General features: G+C 37.0%; 28 protein-coding genes and 1 tRNA gene. 19 read left to right on the forward strand and 10 right to left on the reverse strand.

What is annotated here, in order from left to right; translation table 11 throughout:
- The first annotated feature begins 50 nt into the window (after positions 1-50).
- Positions 51-446 carry a VOC family protein gene (locus KHA97_RS17530; RefSeq protein ID WP_213126066.1) on the forward strand — a complete coding sequence of 132 codons (396 nt, stop codon included), beginning with the start codon at positions 51-53 and terminating at the stop codon, positions 444-446.
- Positions 447-716: 270 nt separating this feature from the next.
- Entirely contained in the window at positions 717-1991 is a 1275-nt protein-coding gene (locus tag KHA97_RS17535) for an IS110 family RNA-guided transposase (protein ID WP_213126067.1), read from the forward strand.
- 777 nt (positions 1992-2768) lie between these two features.
- Here KHA97_RS17535 and KHA97_RS17540 read toward each other — a convergent pair.
- Positions 2769-3479: an SDR family oxidoreductase gene (locus tag KHA97_RS17540; RefSeq protein WP_213126068.1), complete on the reverse strand. Its 711-nt coding sequence runs from the start codon at positions 3477-3479 to the stop codon at positions 2769-2771.
- 190 nt (positions 3480-3669) lie between these two features.
- Here KHA97_RS17540 and KHA97_RS17545 point away from each other — a divergent pair, with 190 nt between their 5' ends.
- Together KHA97_RS17545 and KHA97_RS17550 are read left to right on the forward strand one after the other, a co-directional pair.
- Entirely contained in the window at positions 3670-4230 is a 561-nt protein-coding gene (locus KHA97_RS17545) for a TetR/AcrR family transcriptional regulator (protein WP_213126069.1), read from the forward strand.
- A 222-nt stretch (positions 4231-4452) separates the two neighbouring features.
- Entirely contained in the window at positions 4453-4890 is a 438-nt protein-coding gene (locus KHA97_RS17550) for a YybH family protein (RefSeq protein WP_213126070.1), read from the forward strand.
- Positions 4891-5286: 396 nt separating this feature from the next.
- Here KHA97_RS17550 and KHA97_RS17555 read toward each other — a convergent pair.
- Positions 5287-5360, reverse strand: a tRNA-Pro gene (locus tag KHA97_RS17555).
- A gap of 48 nt (positions 5361-5408) precedes the next feature.
- The gene (locus KHA97_RS17560; protein WP_213126071.1) at positions 5409-6158 is read right to left on the reverse strand and encodes a GTP pyrophosphokinase; all 750 of its coding nucleotides are present in this window, start codon (positions 6156-6158) and stop codon (positions 5409-5411) included.
- Between the two features lie 133 nt (positions 6159-6291).
- On the opposite strand from KHA97_RS17560, the gene KHA97_RS17565 reads away from it, so the two are divergent.
- The 8 genes from KHA97_RS17565 to KHA97_RS17600 all read left to right on the forward strand — a co-directional run bounded on the left by KHA97_RS17565 (position 6292) and on the right by KHA97_RS17600 (position 10983).
- Positions 6292-6675, forward strand: coding sequence for a GntR family transcriptional regulator (locus tag KHA97_RS17565; protein ID WP_213126072.1), 384 nt, complete (start codon positions 6292-6294; stop codon positions 6673-6675).
- The gene (locus KHA97_RS17570; RefSeq protein WP_213126073.1) at positions 6672-7580 is read left to right on the forward strand and encodes an ATP-binding cassette domain-containing protein; all 909 of its coding nucleotides are present in this window, start codon (positions 6672-6674) and stop codon (positions 7578-7580) included. Before KHA97_RS17565 ends, KHA97_RS17570 begins: the two co-directional genes overlap by 4 nt.
- A complete protein-coding gene (locus KHA97_RS17575) occupies positions 7552-8298 on the forward strand; it encodes a hypothetical protein (protein WP_213126074.1) in 747 nt (248 codons plus the stop codon). Before KHA97_RS17570 ends, KHA97_RS17575 begins: the two co-directional genes overlap by 29 nt.
- Complete coding sequence (locus KHA97_RS17580) at positions 8295-8990, forward strand: hypothetical protein (protein WP_213126075.1); 696 nt, start codon at positions 8295-8297, stop codon at positions 8988-8990. The genes KHA97_RS17575 and KHA97_RS17580 overlap by 4 nt, the downstream gene beginning before the upstream one ends.
- A 42-nt stretch (positions 8991-9032) precedes the next feature.
- The gene (locus KHA97_RS17585) at positions 9033-9284 is read left to right on the forward strand and encodes a hypothetical protein (RefSeq protein ID WP_213126076.1); all 252 of its coding nucleotides are present in this window, start codon (positions 9033-9035) and stop codon (positions 9282-9284) included.
- Positions 9285-9587, forward strand: coding sequence for a hypothetical protein (locus tag KHA97_RS17590; RefSeq protein WP_213126077.1), 303 nt, complete (start codon positions 9285-9287; stop codon positions 9585-9587).
- A 20-nt stretch (positions 9588-9607) separates the two neighbouring features.
- On the forward strand, positions 9608-10342 hold the full coding sequence (locus KHA97_RS17595) for a glucose 1-dehydrogenase (RefSeq protein ID WP_213126078.1): 735 nt from the start codon (positions 9608-9610) through the stop codon (positions 10340-10342).
- A gap of 68 nt (positions 10343-10410) precedes the next feature.
- Positions 10411-10983: a superoxide dismutase family protein gene (locus tag KHA97_RS17600; protein ID WP_233713614.1), complete on the forward strand. Its 573-nt coding sequence runs from the start codon at positions 10411-10413 to the stop codon at positions 10981-10983.
- Between the two features lie 49 nt (positions 10984-11032).
- Here the strand turns inward: KHA97_RS17600 and KHA97_RS17605 are convergent, their stop codons facing one another.
- From KHA97_RS17605 to KHA97_RS17615, 3 genes are all read right to left on the reverse strand, one after another.
- Positions 11033-11959 carry an IS3 family transposase gene (locus KHA97_RS17605; RefSeq protein ID WP_213124256.1) on the reverse strand — a complete coding sequence of 309 codons (927 nt, stop codon included), beginning with the start codon at positions 11957-11959 and terminating at the stop codon, positions 11033-11035.
- Positions 11860-12426 (reverse strand): helix-turn-helix domain-containing protein, encoded by a 567-nt coding sequence (locus KHA97_RS17610; RefSeq protein WP_213122867.1) that lies wholly within the window; start codon positions 12424-12426, stop codon positions 11860-11862. Before KHA97_RS17610 ends, KHA97_RS17605 begins: the two co-directional genes overlap by 100 nt.
- Before the next feature lie 81 nt (positions 12427-12507).
- The gene (locus KHA97_RS17615; protein ID WP_213126079.1) at positions 12508-13296 is read right to left on the reverse strand and encodes a TIGR00266 family protein; all 789 of its coding nucleotides are present in this window, start codon (positions 13294-13296) and stop codon (positions 12508-12510) included.
- A gap of 178 nt (positions 13297-13474) precedes the next feature.
- Here KHA97_RS17615 and KHA97_RS17620 point away from each other — a divergent pair, with 178 nt between their 5' ends.
- The 4 genes from KHA97_RS17620 to KHA97_RS17635 all read left to right on the forward strand — a co-directional run bounded on the left by KHA97_RS17620 (position 13475) and on the right by KHA97_RS17635 (position 15668).
- Positions 13475-13837 carry a DUF2089 domain-containing protein gene (locus KHA97_RS17620; protein ID WP_213126080.1) on the forward strand — a complete coding sequence of 121 codons (363 nt, stop codon included), beginning with the start codon at positions 13475-13477 and terminating at the stop codon, positions 13835-13837.
- A 14-nt stretch (positions 13838-13851) separates the two neighbouring features.
- Positions 13852-14244: an SHOCT-like domain-containing protein gene (locus KHA97_RS17625; RefSeq protein WP_213126456.1), complete on the forward strand. Its 393-nt coding sequence runs from the start codon at positions 13852-13854 to the stop codon at positions 14242-14244.
- 5 nt (positions 14245-14249) lie between these two features.
- Positions 14250-14537, forward strand: coding sequence for a hypothetical protein (locus KHA97_RS17630; RefSeq protein ID WP_213126081.1), 288 nt, complete (start codon positions 14250-14252; stop codon positions 14535-14537).
- Positions 14538-14678: 141 nt separating this feature from the next.
- The gene (locus KHA97_RS17635) at positions 14679-15668 is read left to right on the forward strand and encodes a nuclease-related domain-containing protein (protein WP_213126082.1); all 990 of its coding nucleotides are present in this window, start codon (positions 14679-14681) and stop codon (positions 15666-15668) included.
- A gap of 371 nt (positions 15669-16039) precedes the next feature.
- On the opposite strand, the gene KHA97_RS17640 is transcribed toward KHA97_RS17635, so the two are convergent.
- The 4 genes from KHA97_RS17640 to KHA97_RS17655 all read right to left on the reverse strand — a co-directional run bounded on the left by KHA97_RS17640 (position 16040) and on the right by KHA97_RS17655 (position 19191).
- Entirely contained in the window at positions 16040-16762 is a 723-nt protein-coding gene (locus tag KHA97_RS17640; RefSeq protein ID WP_213126457.1) for an amino acid ABC transporter ATP-binding protein, read from the reverse strand.
- Between the two features lie 9 nt (positions 16763-16771).
- A complete protein-coding gene (locus KHA97_RS17645; RefSeq protein ID WP_213126083.1) occupies positions 16772-17434 on the reverse strand; it encodes an amino acid ABC transporter permease in 663 nt (220 codons plus the stop codon).
- 34 nt (positions 17435-17468) lie between these two features.
- Positions 17469-18233, reverse strand: a complete 765-nt coding sequence (locus tag KHA97_RS17650; protein ID WP_213126084.1) for a transporter substrate-binding domain-containing protein — start codon at positions 18231-18233, stop codon at positions 17469-17471.
- A 211-nt stretch (positions 18234-18444) separates the two neighbouring features.
- The gene (locus KHA97_RS17655) at positions 18445-19191 is read right to left on the reverse strand and encodes a GntR family transcriptional regulator (RefSeq protein ID WP_213126085.1); all 747 of its coding nucleotides are present in this window, start codon (positions 19189-19191) and stop codon (positions 18445-18447) included.
- Between the two features lie 253 nt (positions 19192-19444).
- Here KHA97_RS17655 and KHA97_RS17660 point away from each other — a divergent pair, with 253 nt between their 5' ends.
- The 3 genes from KHA97_RS17660 (at position 19445) to KHA97_RS17670 (ending at position 22860) form a co-directional block, all read left to right on the forward strand.
- Positions 19445-20431: an N-acetylglucosamine kinase gene (locus KHA97_RS17660; RefSeq protein WP_213126086.1), complete on the forward strand. Its 987-nt coding sequence runs from the start codon at positions 19445-19447 to the stop codon at positions 20429-20431.
- Positions 20428-21741: a 6-phospho-beta-glucosidase gene (locus KHA97_RS17665; RefSeq protein WP_213126087.1), complete on the forward strand. Its 1314-nt coding sequence runs from the start codon at positions 20428-20430 to the stop codon at positions 21739-21741. Before KHA97_RS17660 ends, KHA97_RS17665 begins: the two co-directional genes overlap by 4 nt.
- A 174-nt stretch (positions 21742-21915) precedes the next feature.
- Positions 21916-22860, forward strand: coding sequence for an aldo/keto reductase family protein (locus tag KHA97_RS17670; RefSeq protein WP_213126088.1), 945 nt, complete (start codon positions 21916-21918; stop codon positions 22858-22860).
- The last annotated feature ends 81 nt before the right edge of the window (positions 22861-22941 follow it).

The following is a 22941-nucleotide window of genomic DNA, read 5'->3' on the forward strand; positions in this document are numbered from 1 at the left end:
AAAAAGGGTTATTAAATTTTTAGATGTATAATATATTGGAGGTGCTAGTTATGAGTGGAATATCTTTTGCAATCTCGCAAATAACAATCGCTTATAATCAAGAGAATGAGATGGTTGATTTTTATAATCATCTTTTCAACGCCGATTTGAAACCTCTCAAGGCTGGTGACTTTATATTTTATAAAGGAAAGATTGGGGAAATTGGCTTATTATTTTGCCCGAATGAAATGCTAGGAATTAAAGCTGAAAAAAATAATATCCAATTTACTGTACAAGTACCAAACCTGGAAGAAATTCTTTCTAAAGTTTCTCAGTATGGTGGTAAACAAATTCAGGAAATTAATAGAGAGGAGAGTAAATCCTCAGTAGGAATTTCAGACCCAGACGGCAATTCCATAGAATTGTTGGAGATAAAAGTGCCAGACAGAAGAATAAAACGAACGTGAATAGCATGGAACTGTCGCGTGCTTTAGTTGATCAATACTTGTTCAAGAATAGGGAGCTTTTCTTTAAAGCTTCTGATTCTGGAATAACTTATTTAATAGATTGGATTATGTTTAAAGTATAGAAGAGATTGTGAAGGTTTCTACTTATACTAACGGGCAGGTTAGCATTCCTGTAGATCGTTAAATATCGGGTTTGAAAAAATTAGAGCTCCTCAGTAAGATACGAGTAGAGTCCAATCTAACTAAGAATCTTAAGGAGGAAGCCCTACTATGAATTTTAAAATGCAAGACAAACAAAATCAATTAATAGAAAGAATTTCTGATACTCATCTTATTGTTGGTGTGGATATCGCTCAACAATTACACGTCGCACGAGCTGTTAACTACCGTGGAATTGTAGTTGGAGATTCTCTTACATTTGAAAATAATGAAGAGGGTTTTGTTAAACTATTAAACTGGATTCAAGATTTAAAGAGACTAAAAAAATTAGATTCAACAATCGTAGGGATGGAGCCTACTGGTCATTACTGGATTAACCTATCAAAATGGTTATATAGCCAAAGCATTGAGGTAGTAACCGTCAATCCCCACTTAGTAAAAAGGAATAAAGAGAATCGTGATAATACCCAATCAAAGAGTGATAAAAAAGATGCACTCGTTATCGCTGATATGGTCAAAAACGGCTATTATTCTTTTATCCGCCCATCATCTGAATCATTCGAGAAACTTAGAGTTCTTATGTCTAATCGTGATGTGATTGTGAAACGACTGGTCATGGCAATCAATCAGATCAACCGATGGGTAGATGTGGTATTTCCTGAGCTAAGACAAGTATTTAAAGATGTTTCATGTAAAGGTGCCATCGCAACCCTTCGTTTGTTTCCAACTCCAGATGAAATATCCCCCATGACTTCACTCGATATTATAACGGGATGGAAGACAGTGATGAAAAGACAACCTGGACTAAAAAAAGCTCAATTATTGATCAAGTCAGCAAAGTCCTCTGTTGGAAATAGACAAGCTCTTGATGCTTATAAGTTTCACCTAGAACAATTACTAGAGGAATATGACTTGGCTGTAAAACAACTCGAAAGAGTAGAACAACAAGTGAGAGAAGTTCTCTACAAGATCCCATTTGCCCAAAAACTACTTATGATGAAAGGAATAAGTGAAATTTCCTTAGCTGGGATACTAGGGGAAGCTGGCGATCTTAGTGGTTTTTCTCATGGAAACTCCTTATTACGGCATGCGGGATTACATCTAGCAGAAGCTAGTTCAGGTAAATGGAAGGGGCAGATAGTGCTTTCTAAACGTGGGAGATCACGACTAAGACGCTTCCTCTATTTAGCCACTATGAGCCTTGTGATGAATAACCCTGAGTTTAAAGCCATCCATTCTTATAATGTCAAAGTAAAGAATATCAAGAAAATGAAATCGATCATGAAATTAATCGGTAAATTAGCAAGGATATTTGTAGGAATAGCACGAAGAAACGAGTCTTACCGCCCTGATAAAGTTCAAGTATTAATACCTTTAGCAGCATAGAAATAAAACGTTAGTCAATGAAAATGTATCTATTAAAATAGTTCCCTTAAATTTTGAATGTTGTCTTATTCGTAGGATTTTCAAATATGTACGGAGTACCAGGTTTCTTAAACAAAAGGGCATCACGACCCATCAGGTTAGCATAACTGGCCTCCACCCCTTGGATAGGCATAACGAAGGAATGAGGGCAATAGACCCGTTGAGACATGGGAGGGAAAGCCTCCAGGGGCGGCGTGGAGATGTACATTATATGGTAAAATATGGAGTGAAAGCTGACTCCTTTATTTCACTATGCCTTCACGAAGCCAAACTTGTCTGGACTCATATCTATTAGCCCACAATACTATTTTAAGGGTTATGAAATCCTGCGAATAAGGGAGCATTCGAGAGATATTCGTATCAAACTGAGGGAGTTGAAGAGTATTGTTTAGCATATGTTCAACAATTTTGACCATTTAATGGAACAATATAAGCAGAGAATGGTCAAACTTTTTTATAAAAATAATTTAAACTACAGGGAAAGACTCCATTTTGATCATTTTTTTTCAAAATGGAGTCTTTTAATTTATCGTAAAATATGGGCTTGTGAGGTATTTTTAATGAAACTCTATTAGAAAGTTAAAATTAGCTGGTTTTATTCCAAATCACCATTTCACACTTTCGTCAATCTCTACTTACCTGATTTATCTTGCCTTCTTTTTTTTCACTTGGCATCGGCCTTTATTAATTTTTTACACGAAAAATGGTGTTAATTTCCTATAGTATAATCAGAAAGTTTTATATTGATTGCAACGTAGGTCTGATTACAATCTCGTTTACGTTGGCATCATCAGGCTGATTGATTGCATAAGCAATCGCTTGTGAGACAGTGGATGGGGAAAGACTTGGATAATCTGAATACTCATCCAACACACCAGTCGCTGTCATTCCTGGTGAGATGATTGTAGACCGAATCTGAGAATCCGTTGATTCTTCTTGACGCAACCCTTCCGAGATTGCGCGGACAGCAGACTTACTTGCGCTATATACAGCAGTTGTTGGGATAATCTTATGTCCCACGACTGAGGACATGTTGATAATATGTCCTGATTTCTGTTTCCTCATTGTCGGCAATACTGCTGCAATGCCGTAAAGAACTCCCTTGATATTCACATCAATGGTTTGCTCCCATTCGTTCATTTTCAGTTCATGTAATTTAGAATTCAATTGAACACCAGCATTATTGATAAGAACATCAATTCGCCCAAATTTTTCCAGTGCAAACTGTGCCAGTCTATGCATGTCTTCAGCTGAAGTAACATCTGTCTGCATATAAACTGCGTTACCACCATCCTGAAGAATGGTGTCCACAATGGTTCTTATCCGATCCTCTCTTCTTGCGGCCAATACAAGTCTTGCTCCATGTTGAGCTAAAAACTTGGCAGTGGCTTCTCCAATTCCGCTGGATGCCCCCGTAATAATAATTACTTTAGATTGTATGTTTTCCACTTCTATCTCCCCTTAAATTTATTTTTTGATAGCCTCTCAACAGTTTATTGAACAAATGTTGATTATTTAACTGTTGTTGATTATTATTTTAAAGAGAATATAGATAAATTCAATCGCTAATATATGTGATTTTGTTTGATATACAACAAACGGATGAATAGTGTTGATTAACGAAGGGAGACATTAACAAATGGAAACCAAAACAGATAGACGAATTCTTAGAACGAAGAAAGCCATTAATAGAGCGTTTCTAGAATTGTTTACGGAGAAAGAATTTGATCGAATTACCATTAATGACATTTCTGAACGGGCTGATGTGAATCGTGGGACTTTTTATCTTCATTATATTGATAAATATGATTTGTTGGATCAATGCATCGACGACCATTTGAACAGAATGATTCACTCTTGTACCTTTTCCAAGTTTACAGAGGAAAAGGTGGAGCAGGTTGAAGCAATTGAGGCGCTGAAGTCCTTGTTTGTATATTTTGAAGAGAATTTTCTATTCTTTTCTTCAATGCTCTCCAATAAAAAAACATCCGCATTTCGAGAACGGATGTTGGAATTCCTTTCGTCTGCTATACAGAAGAAGATTCATCTGCAGGGCATGGAGAATGAATTGATTGTACAATTTATGGCCTCAGCCTTTGTTGGAACTGTGGAGAGCTGGATATTAAATCACATGCCACACCCACCTCAATGGATGGCAGAGCAAATATGGACATTATTTGAAAGGAATGGTATAAAATAATTTCAGCTGTATTGTTTCGACACCAATAACTATAGTATCACCAAGTCTATGCTTGATAAGAGCACCTTTTTTTTGTTGAAGCTATTAAGTTAACGAGCAGGATTGTTTAATAAGAGTTTGGAAATCAAGAAAGAATATGGATATTCGCTACAACATTATGTTAAACTCTACTATATATTACCTCATTATTTTGTATTATCAGAAAATTAGGGAGGTTAGAGTATGAATGATGGATTTACAAAGGTTCAGGACGTTATAGAAAATTATAAGACAGCCGTTTATGAACAGGATGTTGAGAAGTTTGTAACAGCATACGCTACTAACATTCAAGTTTATGATTGTTGGGAAGACTGGGAGTATAAAGGTATTTCGAAGTGGAAGGAAGCTGTGAATGGTTGGTTCAACCACTTGAAAGAGGAAGGTGTTCAACTCAAAGTAGAGTTGAATGATTTAGTTGTTGAAGAAAATGTGGGACTTGCCTTCATATATTGTAATATGTCTTTAATGGCTTACAATGGGTCTGGAGAGAAACTACGCCAGATTACTAATAGATTTACATTTGGATTAAAAAAGGAAAATAATTCTTGGAAAATAATACATCAACATTCATCATTACCAATCAGTATGGAAACGGGAAAAGGCATTTTTAACTTAAAGTAATAACCAGAACTAACTAAAATATAATCATTCCTTAAATTATAGGGGTATTCTTTAAATAGAGTATCCCTTTTTCTTCAATAAACGGAAGCAAGAGCAGAAGAACAGAGCTGTCATTTAGACGGCTTTTTCTTCTAGCTTCAAGAAGCGATTAATTTACTTTGATAATAGATTACTTTATATGGTACTTGGATAACGTACAGTCATCGTAATGAATTTAAAGGTGGATTGAAAACGTCACTCGATTTAATGAATTTTATTATTCTTTCAGTGAGAAATAAATAATAAACCCCAATTAACCCCCAAAACTTCTGTATTATTAAAATAACAACTAAACTGTATCAATATAAAAAGCGCCAAATCCTTTGATGCGAAAGGACTTGGTGCTTTTCTGTTATATCGGGATGACAGGAATTGAACCTGCGACCCCTAGCACCCCATGCTAGTGCTCTACCAAGCTGAGCTACATCCCGATAATTTCATTATAGGACGTCACCGTCATATAAACAATTTACTAAAACCTATTCATGCCCAATCCTTTTCTGATACTCAGACAAGGCTTTCAAAAGAAAAGCTGGAATATCCCCATTTTCCAGAAAGGCCAGCCCCGTATCTTCACTATTTTCCTCTTTAATCACAGATACCTCTTTGTGAAGCCATTCCATTTTTCGATCAAGCTCTGCTGCTACGAGAGCGGCATTTCGAAGTTCATTGGCGAGTCCACCAGGAATTTCTTTATTGTATTTGTAATAAATTTTATGCTCCAAGCTTGCCCAAAAATCCATAGCAATAGTGCGGATTTGAATTTCTACATATGTATTTTCAGTACGGTCTGACATAAAAATAGGAATTTCCACAATCATATGAAGGCTTTGATATCCATTTGGCTTTGGAGTTTTTATATAATCTTTAACCTCAACTACCTTGATATCCCCTTGATTTTGCAGCATTTCACTTAGAACATAAATATCGGAAATAAATGAGCACGTGATCCGTACACCCGCAATATCCCTAATGTTTTCACGGATGGAAGCAAGGGAGAAATCATATCCTTTTCGCTGCACTTTTTTAAAAATGCTTTCGGGTGATTTTATACGTGATTTCACATGCTCAATTGGGTTGTAGTCGTGAATGTAGTTGAATTCGTCGGATAAAATATTGATTTTTGTATTAATTTCATCGCAAGCAAATTTATAAGCCATCATGAAACGGGTGAGTTCTACTCGCATTTCTTTTAAATAATTTAAGTCAAAAAAATGATTATTTTCCATACAAGACAATCCCTTCTTGCTGAAATGCTTTAAAAATATCGTACCATATTTAGTTTACTTCTTGCATATTTTAAAAATATATTATATAGTACATTACAACAGTAATGCACTGCGTTAGAGAGGAGGCAACTGTGTGATATTAAACTCGGACAGTTCTAAACCGATTTACGTGCAAATATCGGAATGGTTGGAAAATGAAATTATTAGCGGAAATTTTAACAGTGATGACAAAGTGTACTCACAATATCAGCTTGCCGAGTTGTTCAATATTAATCCAGCTACGGCTGCAAAGGGGTTGAATATACTTGTGGATGAGCAAATTCTTTATAAAAAGCGTGGACTCGGAATGTTTGTTGCAGAAGGGGCATTGGCGAGAATTTTGGATAAACGAAAAAATGAAACGTTAAAGGAATTGGTTAATGCACTCGTTATAGAAGCAAAACGGTTGAACGTTTCTGAAGAAGAGTTAATCAAAATGATTCAAGAAACAAGCAGAAAAAGGAGTGAAGAAGAATGAATGTAATTAATTGTACGGATTTAACGAAAACATATGGGCGGCACACCGTACTTGATCATATGTCCTTTACGATTCAAGAAAACAAAATTACAGGCCTTATCGGGCGAAATGGAGCAGGAAAAACAACTTTATTAAATATTATTTCTGGATTTATTCACGAAACTTCTGGTCATATTGAAGTTTTTTCGGAAGCACCTTTCAATAATTTGTTTGTGTCGGCAAATAGTATACACATCGATGATCAAATGACATTTCCTCCTTCTATGAATCTAGCGGAAATATTAAAAGAAGCCGAAAGTTTTTATGGAAACTTTAATTCGGAACTTGCGGATGGGCTTTTTAACTACTTTTCTCTTAATCCAAAACAGCTTCATAATAATCTTTCAAAAGGAATGAAAAGTACGTTTAATATGATTCTCGGTTTGGCATCGAGGTGCGCGCTTACGATATTTGATGAACCGACTACTGGAATGGACGCGGCGGTTCGCAAAGATTTTTACAGGGCATTGCTAAAAGATTACATCGCCTTTCCACGTACGATTATCATTTCTAGCCATCATTTGAATGAAATTGAGGATCTTTTGGAAGATGTACTTCTAATCAAGGACGGAAAAGCCCATCTTCATCTACCTATCTCTGAATTAAAAGAGTGGGCGGTAGGGCTTCAAGGAAAAAAATCGACAGTAGCAGGTTGGACACATGGCAGGGAAATCATATACAAGCAAGAAAGTGAAAATAGGACATTTACGGTTGTCCGTAATAACTTTAATGAAAGTGACAAGCAAAGTCTAAAACTCGATGATATCGAACTGAAATCTGTATCTTCGAGCGATGTATGTGTATATTTGACAGGCTCAGATAAAGGGGGAATAGATGATGTCTTTAATCGAATTGAGTCTATCTGATGTGGTGAAAAAACAATATAAATTTAAATTAAGAGCCTTTTTTGGCAGTTTTAGCTCCCTTGCTTTTATGCAATTATTGGGTTTGTTATTTTCCCTCGGCGGTTCTGGTGGAATGGGGTTTTCGAGTGAACATTATTCCATTCATATTTCGTACTATTCTGCAGAAATGGTTATTGTTTTCACGCTGCTATGGGCCTTCCTAACGGCAATATTGATAACAGCAAAAGCGGCAAGATTCGATGATTTTTCATTTGTATCAAATCGAATAAGCAGTAATATTGCTAATGCTTTGTTTCTAGTTACAGCTAGTGTTATCGGTGGAACATCGGCCATTTTGTCAGGATATTTACTCAGAGTCATCACATATTTCACTTCTGATGTCCAATACGGTGTTAATAGTGGCCTGCTTGTAGCGCCAAAGGAATTCTTTCTTGGCATTTCAGCGACTATTTTGTATGTGCTTTTATTTAGCTCAATTGGTTATATGTTCGGTATGCTTGTTCAAATAAATAAAATTTTTATTGTGTTACTCCCGTGTCTGATCATTGGATCCTGGATTTTTTTGGGAATTACAAACGAGGGAATGATAAAACCCATATTTGATTTTATTTTTAGAGAGTCGGTTTTTTCATTGTTCTTTATAAAAATAATTGGCATCTCAGGACTGCTATTTGCGGGAGCTGCGGCATTATCTAACAGAATGGAGGTTAGGAAATGATGAATTTACTAATTTTTGCACCATTCCTTGTTCTTATTATCCTCCTTGTTTGGTTTTTCTTAAGCAGTCGCTCAAAAACCATCTTTAAAAATAAGCTGGTTACAAAAACTTTTTTATTAACATATGCCATTCTTTTGGTGCTATCTCTTATTGTGTACGAAATGCTCCCTCATGATATCAAGGAACTTCCGATGGCCAAAGTGGATAATTTAGATAAATTAGATACTGCTGTTTTTCATGGGAGAATTAATGAAATTGACCCTTCCCTCATTCGTGAAGAGTGGAAATTTGATTATAGTGGTAAAGAGCTGCTAATTCGTCAAGTGGAAGGTTACTTTGATGGCATGATTATAGTAGATAGAAAACCCGAAAATGATGGATTAATAGAAGTGAAATATATAGCTACGAGTAACTTAGATGGATTCGATATAACAGATGAGATGAAGCCATTAAATGCCGAACTTCAAAATAATAACTTAAATCTAAGTTTTAAATTTAGACAAAGAGAAATTAGTTTCACAACGTATAAAAAGGAATTTGTGATTAACCAGTTTACAGGAAGAAAAGACAATGATTTTGGTTCATCGGGTTCATTTGGGGAAGCTAGGTACGTATTTTTAAAAATTCCAAAGGACCTTAAAATCGTAGAAGATGAGAATATTTGGGTCAATTATACAGATGAAGTGCAATAGAACGGTTGAAGGATAGTACTTACCAACAGGGGTGAAATCGTTTTGAAAAGTATAAAATTAGCCATACCATTAATTGCTTTAATCATTGTTTTTCTTTTAGGAAATTGGTTTTACCCATATTCTTGGATAAGTATTAATAAGGCTTACTCTTATAACCAAGACAATGTATCAGGGAGGGAATTCCTTGAAAAATATCAACGTGGTAAGGAGTTTATAAAGGAACAAGAGACTGATAAAGTGTCACTTGCAGTCAAGGATTTCTATAACACGATTGATGATTCATTTATTGTATAATTGGGGAAACAATCAATCACTAAGCAAGAATTATCTTCACTTGAACGAGTTTTAAAGAAAAACAGAAAATCATTTACGAAATTATTAGCATACGGTAATGTTGAATTGACAGCAGAATCTAGGCAAGATTTATTAAAAGTGATTGATACAATCGAAAACACTGAGAACTGGATCGAAGACATACAACATCAACTTTTTGATAGGAAGACTTTGAGAAGGTCGCTTCGCAACACGCTCGTTACCTTAGTATTCGCAAGCGAGTTAACGGATGATTTTTACCATCAATATGTAGAGTCAAAATAAAATACTAGGATGTGGATGTAATGCAAAATCTAGTTGTCATCATTACAGGCGCTGCAAATGGAATAGGCAAGGGAATTGCAAAAGCATATGTTGACCAAGGGGCGAGAGTGGTACTTGCGGATGTGGATGTAGAAAGTGGGAAAAATGTTGCAGCTGAAATAGGAACGAATGCTTTATTTATCAAAACCGATGTCCGAGAAAATAATGATATCATCAACTTAATGAAGCAAACTATGGAGTCTTTTGGAAGAATCAATATTTTTATTAATAATGCTGGTAAAGGTGCATTTCTTTCACCATATGACTTGAAGATTGAAGAATGGGACGATGTGATCAACACAAATTTGCGAAGTGTATTTTTATGTTCCCGTGAAGCGGCAAAATATATGAGGGGAAATGAAAATGGCGGAGCGATTGTCAATATAGCCTCTACCCGAGCGCTGATGTCTGAGCCAAATTCTGAGGCTTACGCTGCTTCAAAGGGAGGCATTGTTGCCTTGACCCATGCGCTAGCTGCCTCATTCGCCGAGGATCGGATTACTGTAAATGCCATCTCCCCAGGCTGGATTGAAACAGGAGATTATGCAGTTTTACGAGAAATCGATCATACACAACATTTTTCAGGACGTGTGGGGAAACCTGAAGATATTGCAAGAGCATGCCTTTATTTAACAAATCCTGAGAATGATTTTGTAACGGGAATTAACCTGGTCGTGGATGGTGGAATGACGAGAAAAATGATGTATGTAGAATAAAAACCTGTGTTTAAAATTTAAATTCTTGGAAATCATGCTAAGGATTTAAAACACAGGAGGTTTTTACTTTGAAAAAAGCAATCATGTTTATCACAACGCTAGTTTTTACTATTGCTTTAACGGCCTGTGCTTCTGATAAGGATATAAATCCGCAACACCTCGAGGAGGCCATTCCGGTTACGAGCCATACCCCGATTTATGTGAACATGCTTAACACGGAAGGGGTAAAAGTAGGAAACGCAACACTCACCGAAACGACAGAAGGGGTTAAAATTCATCTTGAAGCTAAGGGGCTTGAACCTGGAACAAAAGCAATCCATATTCATGAAACAGGAAAATGTGAAGCTCCGGATTTTAAATCTGCAGGCGCCCATTACAATCCTGGACATAGGCAACATGGGTTTCATAATCCGAAAGGGTTCCATGCAGGAGATTTGCCAAACATAGAGGTAACGGATAAAGGCAAGATAAACGTGGAAATAACAGCTCCAAATGTTACATTAAAACAAGGTGAGAAAAATACGCTGCTTGATGAAGATGGAAGTGCTATTGTCATTCACACTCAGGCGGATGATTATAAATCGGATCCAGCTGGAAATGCCGGAGATCGAATTATATGTGGAGTTATAAGTGAAAAATAATAAACATAGGGGCTTGTCTGAGGTGACCCCCAAAAGTTAGAGTTTTATATTAAGCTGCTAATTGGCTGGTATGAATCCGGTATTCAACTGGGCTCATGCCTGCCAGTTTTTTCTTTATACGTTTATAATTATAATAATTTATGTATTCTTCTATTCTCGTTTTCAATTCCTCATATGAGCACAGAGCTTCCCCGTAATACATTTCTTGTTTCATTAATCCGAAAAAGTTCTCCATAGGTGAATTATCTAAACAGTTTCCTTTTCGAGACATACTTTGAAAGACCTTGTGTTCCTTGAGTGTTTTTACCCACATATTATGTTGGTAGTGCCAACCCTGATCAGAATGTACGGTGGTTCTATACTTTGATTCTTTTACTATCTCTAGAGCTTTCTCTAGTGGTTTAAGGGCTATTTCTAAGGTTGGTCGCATACTTACCCCGTAAGATAGGATTTCACCATTGAACATATCCATAATAGGATTTAGATAAAGTTTTACACCGTCTGAACACTTGAATTCTGTAATATCCGTTGTTAACTTTTGACGACAGACATTTGTGTAAAAACGACGTTTAATACGGTTCTTGGCAATATTTCCAACCGTCCCTTTATAAGAACTATACTTGCGTGATTTTCTTGTAAACTTTGTAGCTTTAAGTCTAAGTTTCTTCATGATGCGCTGTACTTTCTTATGATTTACTTGAGTACCACGTTTTTTTAATTCCAAGTAGATTCGACGATAACCGTAATTGCCATCATGTTCATCAAAAATTAATTGAATACATTCTTCAAGCTCTTGATCTGGGTTTTCCCGTTTCATCACTTTTATATGATAATGGTAGGAAGACTCCGGAATACCCACTCTATGTAAAACATCTTTTAATTGGAAGGTTTCTTTGAGTTCGAATGATAACGCTGCTTGTGCTTTTCGAGATAGCCTTCCGGATCCATCTGAAAAGCTCGCAACTTTTTTAAGTATTCTATTTCTAAACGAAGAAGTTCATTTTCTCTCTCCAATTTTTGTTGATATGTCATTTCTTTTTCATCTGTTCTTTTTTGGCTTTTTCTATTCTTAGCTTTATCAGACATGGGCGGCCGTCCTTTCGGTCTCTCCAGGCCTTCAATTCCCCCCTCCAAAAATGACTTTTTCCATGAGGCTATAATAGGAGGATTTGTTAACCCAAAACGAAGGGCAGCCTCTGTCTCTGAAGAACCTGTTCTTTTCATAAAGCTTAATACATCTAGCTTAAATTGAACAGAATAACTTTCAGAATGCTTCTTCCTCTTTAATCCTATTTCTCCAAACTTCTCATAGATTTTTACCCATCGTTCAACTTGTGCTTTACTCTTAACACCATGCTTCTCAGCAAGAGATCTATGTCCAAGTTTTCCTTCCTGATACTCTTTAACCACCATAAGTTTAAATTCTTCACTGTATTTAGCCAAAAACAAACACCCCAAAAGTCAGATTTCACTCTAACTTTTGGGGTGCAGTACAGTCCATTTAATTGGAAGCCCCTTTTTATTTTAACGATCTCCACCAAGAATATTAAATAATCCTCCGATTCCACCTTCATCCTTCGAGCCGCCGCCAGCAGGCATTGCTGCAAATACGCGACTTGCAAGCCTCGAGAACGGAAGGGATTGGATCCATACGGTTCCAGGACCGCGAAGTGTAGCAAAAAATAAACCTTCGCCTCCAAAGAGAGCTGTTTTTACTCCGCGAACCATTTCAATATCGTATTCAACGTCCCCTGTCATCGCAACGAGGCAGCCTGTATCCACTCTTAAAAGTTCACCAGGACCTAAAACTTTTTTGTGAATGGTTCCACCTGCATGAACAAATGTCATGCCATCGCCTTCAAGCTTTTGCATAATAAAACCTTCACCGCCAAAAAAGCCTGCTCCTAGTTTTCGCTGGAAGGCTATACCGACAGATACTCCTTTAGCCGCAGCAAGAAAGGAATCCTTTTGGCAAATGATTTTTCCGTTTAATTCACTTAAATCCATTGGGATGATTTTTCCAGGATAAGGTGAAGCAAACGATACATGTTTTTTACCAATGCTATCGTTTGTAAACATCGTCATAAAAAGACTTTCACCTGTTAGAAGTCTCCTTCCGGCACCCATCAATTTTCCCATAAGTCCGTTTCCTTCATGGGATCCGTCCCCGAAAACAGTCTCCATCCTTATACCGTCATCCATCATCATTAAACTGCCAGCTTCGGCCACGACTGTTTCGCCGGGATCGAGTTCAACCTCGACAAATTGCATATCATCGCCAATGATTTCGAAATCAATCTCATGATTATTCATTTTGTCCACCATCCTTTTGTAGTGATTACGGATTATAACATAAAAAAGATTCAAAAATAAAAAATGTTGAGTGATGAATTAATTATTTTAATTTAAATATTAATATTTTTAATAAAATGTCTTTACAATTTTAAATATGTGTAATATGATGTTGATAACATTAAGAGAGGAGAAGATTATGGCTTACCCGATTATCACAAATTGCCCTGTTTGCAGCGAAGCATTAAAGATCACAAAGTTACAGTGTACCCATTGCCATACAACCATTGAAAATGAGTTTGAGCTATCCAAGTTGGCGACTCTTACTCAAGAACAGTTAGTTTTTGTAGAAATATTTCTAAAGACGCGCGGAAACATTAAAGAGGTTGAGAAAGAATTGGGTGTTTCCTATCCGACTGTGCGAGGAAAGTTGAATGAAATCGTATCCGCACTTGGGTATGCCGAAAAGAAAAATGAAGTGGATGAACGAAAAGTCATCTCGATGTTAGAAAAAGGAGAAATCTCTCCTGACGAAGCATTAAAAATAATAAAGGGAAATTAGGGAGGAACTAGATGATGAAAGAAGAAATTACGAAGGTGCTTACGATGGTACAAGAGGGGAAGCTTGATTCAGATGAAGCAAGTGAACTAATTCAAGCATTAAAGGAAAAAGATTCTACCCCTGCTACAATAAAAGGTTCCAACTACCTTGATAAAATGTTAAAAATTCGCGTTATGTCCGAAGAAGGCGATAAAGTAAACGTGAACCTGCCATTACGACTAATCAAAGTCGCATTAAAAACAGGCTTAAGTATTGCTTCAGCGATACCAGAATCTGCTAAGTACGTAAAAGACATCGACGTTTTGGACGTTGACTTAATTTTAGAGGCAATTGAAAATGAATTATCAGGTCAAATTGTCGACGTAGAGAGTACGAAAGGCGAAAAAGTCTCCGTCGTTATAGAGTGATTGCCATGTTAAAAGTTAAAGTGAAACTTAAAGATAAGAAGGAATTCACGGTTCCTTTACCATATGCTCTATTACATGCTGGCGGTTGGGTCGCTTCTTCTCCAATGCTTTGGAAATTTGTAAACACTACTTTTATACAGAAAAACGTTGAAGAAAATGCGAAAGCTTTCATCCCAACCTCTATTGACCGCAGAGCAGTGAGGCATTTACTGAGAGAAATTAAACGATATCGCGGGTTAACGATTGTTGAAGTGAAAGAGAAGGATGGAACAGAAGTCGTTGTCAGATTATAAATGCAGATGGTACCGAAGTAGTTGATAAATATAAATTACGGGGGCGTTCCGACGAATTGGAATGCCTTTTTGATTTTTAAAAAGGGATGTAAGGAGTTTTGTAGAAGACATATTATGTACTATTAATTTTGAGGTGATGAATTGATAAAGAAACTACGCACCATTCCGATTATTATTGTTATGTTAGAGGCATTGTTAAGGAGACTTCCGCAAAACCATCCTAAAAGAGGTGAAATGGAAGAAGAATTATCAAGACGATGGGCAGGATTTCGTGGAGAACAAAGCCTAGATTACTATGTTGAGAGTCTTTTGGGTCGTGAAAGATATATCGTTTTTCATGATTTACGCCTTCCGATATCAAATGATAAATTCTTTCAAATTGACACCCTAATCCTAGGTCCAAATTATTTCATCATTTTGGAAGGAAAAAACATATTAGGAGAACTATTTTTCGATCCAAACCAGTTGAAACGTACATTAGATGGCAAAGTAGATATATTCCCCAATCCCATTCTTCAAGCAGAAAATCAACAATTTTTTTTAACATCCTTGTTGGAAAAGCATTCTATTCCCCGATTACCGAATACCTCCTTTGTAGTAATTGCCAACCAAAACTCCATTATTAAACCGAATCCAGATTATCCCGCTGTTGCTCAAAAAGTCATACGCCCGGCCGCTATTCGATCCAAATTGGAATTAGTCAGCAACAAATATCGTAATCCGATATTAGACAAAAAGGATATCCAGAAAACAACCCGTTTGTTGTTGAAACTGCATACACCTGCCTGGCCTAATGTAATGCAGAGATTTCAAGTAAGTGAGGACGAGCTATTGCGGGGTATGCATTGTCAAAAATGTAATCGTTTATCTGTTGAAAGAAAAGGGCATTCCTGGATTTGCCCTGTTTGCGGTAGCGAAGAAAAACATGCACTAATCAATACATTGATTGACTATGTTCTTCTTGTAGATTCTAAAATTTCCAATGGAAGGTTAAGAGAGTTTGTAAGAATTCCTTCTGTTCACATGGCATCAAAAATACTAAAGTCACTAAACCTTCCATATACTGGGGACCGTAGACATCGGAAATATGAATTGCAGTTTGATTATCTTCAAAAGCTACTGGGGATATAACTCAAGAAAATAGTTGTAACTAATAATTCCGGAATAAATAAAAAGCTGAAAAAATAGCTAATAGAAATGGAAATTGGCTAATAGGAGCTCTGAAACAGCTAATAGAAATGGAAATCGGCTAATAGGCGTTCTGAAACGGCTAATAGAAATGGAAATCGGCTAATAGGCGTTCTGAAACGGCTAATAGAAATTGAAGTCGGCTAATAGGTGTTCCAAACCAGCTGATAGAAATGAAGACTAGCTACAAGGAACTGTGAAGTGTTTGCTTTTAAATAGGGTTAGTATTTAAATTATCTACATGAGTCGTGTAATCGCCTGAAACAAAGAAGAACCGCCTCTCTCCAACAGAAAGGCGGTATTTTCTCATAATATTACAAAATCTTACTCAAAAACTCCTGCGTCCGCGGATTCTCAGGCCGATCGAAAATTTGCTCCGGATCTCCTTCTTCCATCACGATGCCTTCATCCATAAAGATTACGCGGTCGGCCACTTCGCGGGCGAATCCCATTTCGTGGGTGACGACGACCATGGTCATGCCTTCTCCAGCTAGTTCTTTCATGACTTGTAGAACATCGCCGACAAGCTCGGGGTCGAGAGCAGAGGTAGGTTCGTCAAATAACATGACTTTCGGATTCATGGCAAGCGAACGGGCGATGGCGACACGCTGTTTTTGGCCGCCGGATAAACTAAGTGGATAGTCATCTGCTTTGTCGGCCAGCCCGACTTTTTCTAACAGTGGCAAGGCTTCTCGTTTTGCTTCCTTGCTAGACATGCCCTTCACTTTAATAGGTCCTAATGTAATATTCTCTAGAACGGTCATATGTGGAAAGAGATTAAAGTGTTGGAACACCATCCCGACTTGAGAACGCAATCGGTTAATGTCCACATTATCACCGGTAAGATTTTCACCGTCAATGATGATTTTGCCTGAGGTTATATCTTCAAGCAGATTCAAACAACGGAGAAAGGTACTTTTACCAGAACCTGATGGACCGATGACGCAAACGACTTCATTTTCTTCAACTTCAGCGTTGATTCCTTTTAATACTTCCAGGTCATCAAAATATTTATGCAAATTATTTACGGTGATCATACTAGACATCTAGACATCCATCTTCCTTTCTAGTCTTCTTAAAAAATACGAAGTAGGTATCGTAATGATTAAATAGAGTACGCATACCATTGTTAATGTTTGAAAGGGTGTGTAAGTCACGTTGTAATATTGTTTACCCATGTATAAAAGCTCACCGACTGCAATGACGGAGAAGAGGGATGTATCTTTTAAACTAATAATAAATTGATTTCCTAATGGGGGAATCATGCGCTTGAATGCTTGGGGCCATATGATGTAGCGCATCGTTTGTTTTTTTGAAAGTCCAATTGATCTTCCAGCTTCATGCTGCCCTTTTTCAATTGAAGCGACTGCGCCGCGAACAATTTCGGCGATATAGGCACCTGCATTAATGGAAATGGCAATGATTGCAGCTGCTACTTTATCAATATTGATGCCAATGACTTGTTCGGTTAGCCCTAAATAAATGAATAACACTTGTACGAGGATAGGAGTCCCGCGGATAACTTCAATATATATGGTACAAATCGCACGAATGAATTTTTTACTTGAAAGTCTTCCAAGTCCAACAAGTGCCCCGATCAAAAAGCCTAAAACAAGACCTATCACTGCAATAAGTATTGTCCACACCAAACCTTTTAAGAGGAAGGGCAGACTTTGTATATAATGACTGTGGATAAAAGCATCTATCATTCAAAGTATCTCTCCCTTGGCTTAAATGAATATCCTATTTTCCTAGCCACTTCTCGGTAGGTTTTTCTCCAAAGTATTTTTCATAAAGCTTTGCGTACGTGCCGTCATCAATTATACTTTGCAAAGCTTTGTTTGCATCGTCGACAATTTTGGATCCTTTTGAAAAGGCAATCCCATACGATTCACCTTGAAGCACTTCTCCTACTGTTTTTAATTTGTTTTTTCCTTCTGTCGCAATATAATGTTTCACATTTGGCAAGTCATAGAGCGCACCGTCAAGTCGTCCTTCTTTTACATCTTGATAAGCCGTTACAATTTCCGGAAAAGCTTCTACTTTTGCCGAAGTATTTTCCTTTAAATAAGTTTGACTTGTGGAGCCTTGGCGAGAACCGATTTTCTTTCCGTCGACATCGTCAATAGACTGTATATCACTATCTTCTGGCACCATTAAAATCATTCCAGAATCATAATACGGTATGGAAAAATCTATGCTCTCTTTTCGTTTTTCAGTTATGGACATGCCTGCAATCCCGATTGGATAGCGCCCGGATTGCATTCCTGCCAGCAAACCGTCAAAATCCATTGTTTCAAATTCAACTTCGAATCCAGCTCTTTTCGCGATTTCTTTAATGATATCGATATCAAATCCTTCTAATTCTCCAGTTTTAGGATTCAAATATTCGAATGGTTTGAAGTTCGAATCAGTTGCAACTGTGTATTTTTTTCCATCTTTACCGTTTCCGCATGCTGCTAGTAAAATTAATACAGAAATGAATACAATGAACATAACTTTTTTCATAAAAGTAAAAGACCCCTCCTCTGTTTTTTCTATTTGTAGACACTTTTATTTACCCACTTACCGACAAGATAATCGTAAATGACTCATATTTTGATAGAGACAATAAAACTTTAAGACAAATTTTTCACAAAAATAAAGAGAGACTTTTTCTTTTATGAAAAAGACTCTCTATAATATGGTAACGCTTTCAGTTAGGGATGAATAATTGCTGTTACATATCCAAAGCAGTATAAAATCTTTCGATTGTAAATTTGGAACGATCTCCTCTAAATACGGAATCAGAAAACTCGATAGGTTTCATATCGTCGTTATACGTTATCGTTTCTAGTGAAAAAACGGGTGAACCTTCCGAAATGCCCAAATACTCACTTACTGTCTCATTTGCAAGAATCGGTTCAATCGTTTCGATCGTTTTATGAATTTCTACATTATATTTTTCCTGTAAAAGTTGGAATAATGAACTCTTGCATCCTTCCTCATCATTCACTAATCCTGGGGCAAATTTCCAAGGTATATATGAAATCGAATAGAATAGCGGTTCATCGTTCGCATAACGAATACGAGTTAATCTTGTAACCGGATCATTTTCATTAATTTGTAAGTGAATGGCGAGAGCTTGATCAGCTGGGATAACACGTAGGTCGAGTATATCCGTTTTAGGCTTATATCCTTGTTCAATTAATTGGCTTGCAAATCCTTTTTCAGTAGTAGATAAGGATGTTTGGATTTTTGGTTTAGATACAAATGTACCTTTTCCTTGAATTCTGTGAATCCGTCCTTCCAAAGCAAGTTGTTGCAATGCAATCCTAACTGTTGTACGGCTGACGCTGTATTCCTCACATAATTCCATCTCCGTAGGAAGTTTGTCGCCAACTTTATATTTGCCTGCTTTAATTTGATCTAGTATCTTATTTTTCACAATGTTATAGAGAGCTGGCTGTTCTCTAGTAGACTCCATCGGTACTCCTCCTATGCTATTTCTGTCAAGGTCATAACAATTTAATGGTTAAAATATATTATAAACATATCTTCTTATAAAAGATATATAAAGAATGCAGTAAAATATGTATTGACTATTTGTTATAACAAGTGTAAATTAATGATAGTAACAATTTTTTGTTTGTATTTTCTAATAAAAGATTTACTTCTTGCTTTTTCGCAATATAGAAAACGCTACCAAATTGACTATTACTTAGCCGAGGGGGATGAGAATGCCAATCATTATGGGTGTCGATGGCGGGGGCAGTAAGACATTCACCGTCATTTCCGATGAGAATGGAAATTTGCTTGGAAAAGGTGTATCAGGTGGAGGCGGCGGAAACTATCAAACTGTCGGAATTGATAAGGCAGTTGAAAATATTACAGCGTCTATAGAAGCAGCGTTGAAATCCGCAGGACTTGATTACAAGGACATTGATTTTGTTCAATATGGCCTAGCGGGTGCCGATAGACCGAAAGATAACGCCATTATTGAAACCGGTTTAAAAAGAATACCATTTGAAAATTGGAATCTCGTTTGTGACACGATGGAAGGTCTAAGAATTGGTTCTAAAAACTTTACTGGTGTCGTATTAGTATGTGGGACAGGAACAAATGCTGCAGGCAGAAACAAAGAAGGGAAGCAAATCCAAGTTGGTGGATTTGGTTACTTTTTTGGTGATTATGCTGGTGGAGCTGCGATGGCTCAAGAAACATTCCGTGCAGCTGTTCGTTCCTGGGAGCAACGGGAACAACCTTCTGTATTAACGGAAAAAGTACCAAAATACTTTGGACTTAACAATATGGAAGAGTTATTTAACCACTTCCTTGATAATGATATTTACCATGCCCCTAATGATCTTGCTCTTATTCTTCACGAGGCAGCCGATGAAGGTGATGCATTAGCAATCAGCCTTATGGAAACGATGGGCAAGGAATTAGGTTTGGCGGCAAGTGCAGTAATTAAAAATCTCGGGGATCTAGATCAACCGATTCCGATTGTATTAACGGGAAGTATTGTTCAAAAGGGTCAAAATAAATACTTGCTTGATGCTCTGCAAAATACAATAGAAGCGGACCATCAAAAAGAAATTGAGTTAGTCATTCCGGAGATGGAGCCGGTTTATGGATCGGTTTTATTAGGGATGGATCATTTAGGCATCACTGCTACAGATGATATATATGAAAAATTTAATTCGTATGGAGGCTATGAAGAATGAAAAAAGCATTAAAAGTGGCTGTCATTGGGGGAGGCTCCTCCTACACACCTGAAATTGTTGAAGGTTTTATTAAAAGATATGATGAAATGCCAGTAAGAGAACTTTATTTAGTTGACATTGAAGAAGGTAGACACAAACTAGAGATTGTTGGCGCGCTTGCTAAAAGAATGGTTGAAAAAGCAGGAGTTCCAATCGATGTAAAACTAACTTTAGATCGCAGAGAAGCGATTAAGGATGCAGACTTTGTAACAACACAACTCCGTGTTGGCTTGCTTGACGCACGTAAGCGTGATGAGCATATCCCGCTCAAACATAATGTGATCGGTCAAGAAACAACAGGTGCAGGCGGATTTGCTAAGGCGCTTCGTACAATTCCTGTCATTCTTGGTATTTGTAAAGATATTGAAGAACTAGCTCCAAATGCATATCTATTTAACTTTACAAATCCAGCGGGTATTGTGACAGAAGCTGTAACTAAATATACGAATGTTAAATCAATTGGACTATGTAACTTACCAATCGGAACAAAAATGCAAATTGCTAGATTATGTGATGTTGAGCTCGACAAAGTATACATTGAAATGATGGGGATTAACCATCTTAACTGGACAACAAGAGTTGTAGTCGATGGCGTAGATATTACAAATGAGATATTGTCTAAAGTGTCTGAAGCAAAAGGGATGACAATGAAAAATATTCCTGACTTTGGATGGGATAAAGAATTCCTTCAATCTTTAGGAGCATTACCATGTTCATACCATCGCTACTATTATATGAAAGATGAAATGCTTAAAGAGCAATTAGAATCAGTAGAAAAGAATGGTACTCGCGCAGATGTAGTAAAAAGAGTCGAAGCTGAATTGTTCGAACTTTACAAAGATCCTGAGCTTGCTATTAAGCCGCCACAATTACAAGAACGCGGTGGAGCTTACTATTCAGAAGCTGCACTTAATCTGATGAGTTCAATTTATTTAAACAAAGGTGATATTCAAACAGTTAACGTTCGTAACAATGGAGCAATCTCCTGCTTGCCAGACGATGCTTCTATAGAAATTAACTGTGTAATTGACTCTCAAGGTGCACATCCGGTTCAATTACAAGCAGAAATGACTCCACAAATTAGAGGCTTGCTGCAAGTAGTTAAAGCATACGAAGAATTAACTGTTGAAGCCGGAGTCCATGGTGACTATGAAAAAGGTCTTCAAGCGTTGACGATTCATCCTCTTGTTGGTTCTGCAGCTCTTGCGAAAACTCTATTGGATGAAATTTTGGAAGCAAATAAAGATTATTTGCCACAATTTAATCAGTAAAAATGTATTAACAATCCGTGGATTCTATCATCTACGGATTGTTTTTAAGATTTTTAATTAATGTTGCGAAGTCCTTACAGAACTCTTGACACCCAGCGTTAAATATTTGATGATTAAGAAGTAAAAATTCCTAAAAAGTTATATTATTTTTACAAATGAAAAGGAGAGGTCATGATGAATTATCGTCGACTTGGAAGATCCGGTTTAAAAGTAAGTGAAATTAGTTTAGGCAGCTGGCTGACATATGGTAAGTCAGTAGAGGATAATACAGCAGAAAAGACAATACATAAAGCATACGAACTAGGCATTAACTTTTTTGACTCTGCAAACGTTTACGAGCGTGGTCAAGGCGAAACAGTTATGGCAAAAGCGTTGAAAGAATTCCCTCGTGAATCATATGTACTCACAACTAAAGCTTTCTGGCCAATGGGCGAAGGTCCAAATGACAGAGGCTTATCACGTAAGCATGTTTTTGAGCAACTGCATAATAGCTTAAAGCGTATGGAATTAGATTACGTTGATATTTTTTATTGCCATCGTTATGATCCTGAAACTCCTGTGGATGAAACATTACGTGTTATTGATGATTTAATTCGTCAAGGAAAGATTCTTTATGCGGGTGTCAGTGAATGGACTGCAGCGCAAATTGAAGAAGCTGTTGGAATTGCAGACAAATATTTATTAGATAGAATCGTAGTAAACCAACCTCAATATAATATGTTGCATCGTTATATTGAAAAAGAAGTCATTCCTGTATCTAGTAAATACGGAATCTCTCAAGTTGTATTTTCTCCACTAGCACAAGGGGTTTTAACTGGAAAATACTTAAGCGGTAATATTCCTCAAAACAGCCGTGCGGCAAATGATGATATTAATATGTTTGTTAAAGGCTTTTTGAATGAAGATGTTCAAAGAAAAGTGTCTCAATTAGATACATTGGCGAAAGAATTGGATACAACGTTGCCAGCATTGGCGATTGCTTGGGTTTTACGTCAGCCAAATGTAGCTAGTGCATTAGTTGGAGCAAGCCGTCCTGAGCAAATTGAAGCAAACGTAAAAGGGGCAAGCTTACAATTATCAAGTGAAGTAATTGAAAAAATTGAAGAAATTTTAGCATAAAAATTGGAGGATGTTCCAAAGACTTTTGGTTGGTTCTCTCCACACCATGTAAAAGTGATGGTGGGAGATGTTTTTTCCCAC

Source organism: Lederbergia citri (assembly GCF_018343625.1).
GTDB classification, from domain to species: domain Bacteria; phylum Bacillota; class Bacilli; order Bacillales; family Bacillaceae_C; genus Lederbergia; species Lederbergia citri.

Bases quoted from the DNA above. Each gene is read 5' to 3' on its own strand.
- KHA97_RS17670 (WP_213126088.1), top strand. From the start codon at position 21,916: ATGAATTATCGTCGACTTGGAAGATCCGGTTTAAAAGTAAGTGAAATT.
- KHA97_RS17630 (WP_213126081.1), top strand. From the start codon at position 14,250: ATGTTAAAAGTTAAAGTGAAACTTAAAGATAAGAAGGAATTCACGGTT.
- KHA97_RS17570 (WP_213126073.1), top strand. From the start codon at position 6,672: ATGAATGTAATTAATTGTACGGATTTAACGAAAACATATGGGCGGCAC.
- KHA97_RS17665 (WP_213126087.1), top strand. From the start codon at position 20,428: ATGAAAAAAGCATTAAAAGTGGCTGTCATTGGGGGAGGCTCCTCCTAC.
- KHA97_RS17650 (WP_213126084.1), bottom strand. From the start codon at position 18,233: ATGAAAAAAGTTATGTTCATTGTATTCATTTCTGTATTAATTTTACTA.
- KHA97_RS17560 (WP_213126071.1), bottom strand. From the start codon at position 6,158: ATGGAAAATAATCATTTTTTTGACTTAAATTATTTAAAAGAAATGCGA.
- KHA97_RS17550 (WP_213126070.1), top strand. From the start codon at position 4,453: ATGAATGATGGATTTACAAAGGTTCAGGACGTTATAGAAAATTATAAG.
- KHA97_RS17660 (WP_213126086.1), top strand. From the start codon at position 19,445: ATGCCAATCATTATGGGTGTCGATGGCGGGGGCAGTAAGACATTCACC.
- KHA97_RS17595 (WP_213126078.1), top strand. From the start codon at position 9,608: ATGCAAAATCTAGTTGTCATCATTACAGGCGCTGCAAATGGAATAGGC.
- KHA97_RS17580 (WP_213126075.1), top strand. From the start codon at position 8,295: ATGATGAATTTACTAATTTTTGCACCATTCCTTGTTCTTATTATCCTC.
- KHA97_RS17620 (WP_213126080.1), top strand. From the start codon at position 13,475: ATGGCTTACCCGATTATCACAAATTGCCCTGTTTGCAGCGAAGCATTA.
- KHA97_RS17625 (WP_213126456.1), top strand. From the start codon at position 13,852: ATGAAAGAAGAAATTACGAAGGTGCTTACGATGGTACAAGAGGGGAAG.
- KHA97_RS17545 (WP_213126069.1), top strand. From the start codon at position 3,670: ATGGAAACCAAAACAGATAGACGAATTCTTAGAACGAAGAAAGCCATT.
- KHA97_RS17640 (WP_213126457.1), bottom strand. From the start codon at position 16,762: ATGATCACCGTAAATAATTTGCATAAATATTTTGATGACCTGGAAGTA.
- KHA97_RS17530 (WP_213126066.1), top strand. From the start codon at position 51: ATGAGTGGAATATCTTTTGCAATCTCGCAAATAACAATCGCTTATAAT.
- KHA97_RS17615 (WP_213126079.1), bottom strand. From the start codon at position 13,296: ATGAATAATCATGAGATTGATTTCGAAATCATTGGCGATGATATGCAA.
- KHA97_RS17655 (WP_213126085.1), bottom strand. From the start codon at position 19,191: ATGGAGTCTACTAGAGAACAGCCAGCTCTCTATAACATTGTGAAAAAT.
- KHA97_RS17575 (WP_213126074.1), top strand. From the start codon at position 7,552: ATGTCTTTAATCGAATTGAGTCTATCTGATGTGGTGAAAAAACAATAT.
- KHA97_RS17535 (WP_213126067.1), top strand. From the start codon at position 717: ATGAATTTTAAAATGCAAGACAAACAAAATCAATTAATAGAAAGAATT.
- KHA97_RS17645 (WP_213126083.1), bottom strand. From the start codon at position 17,434: ATGATAGATGCTTTTATCCACAGTCATTATATACAAAGTCTGCCCTTC.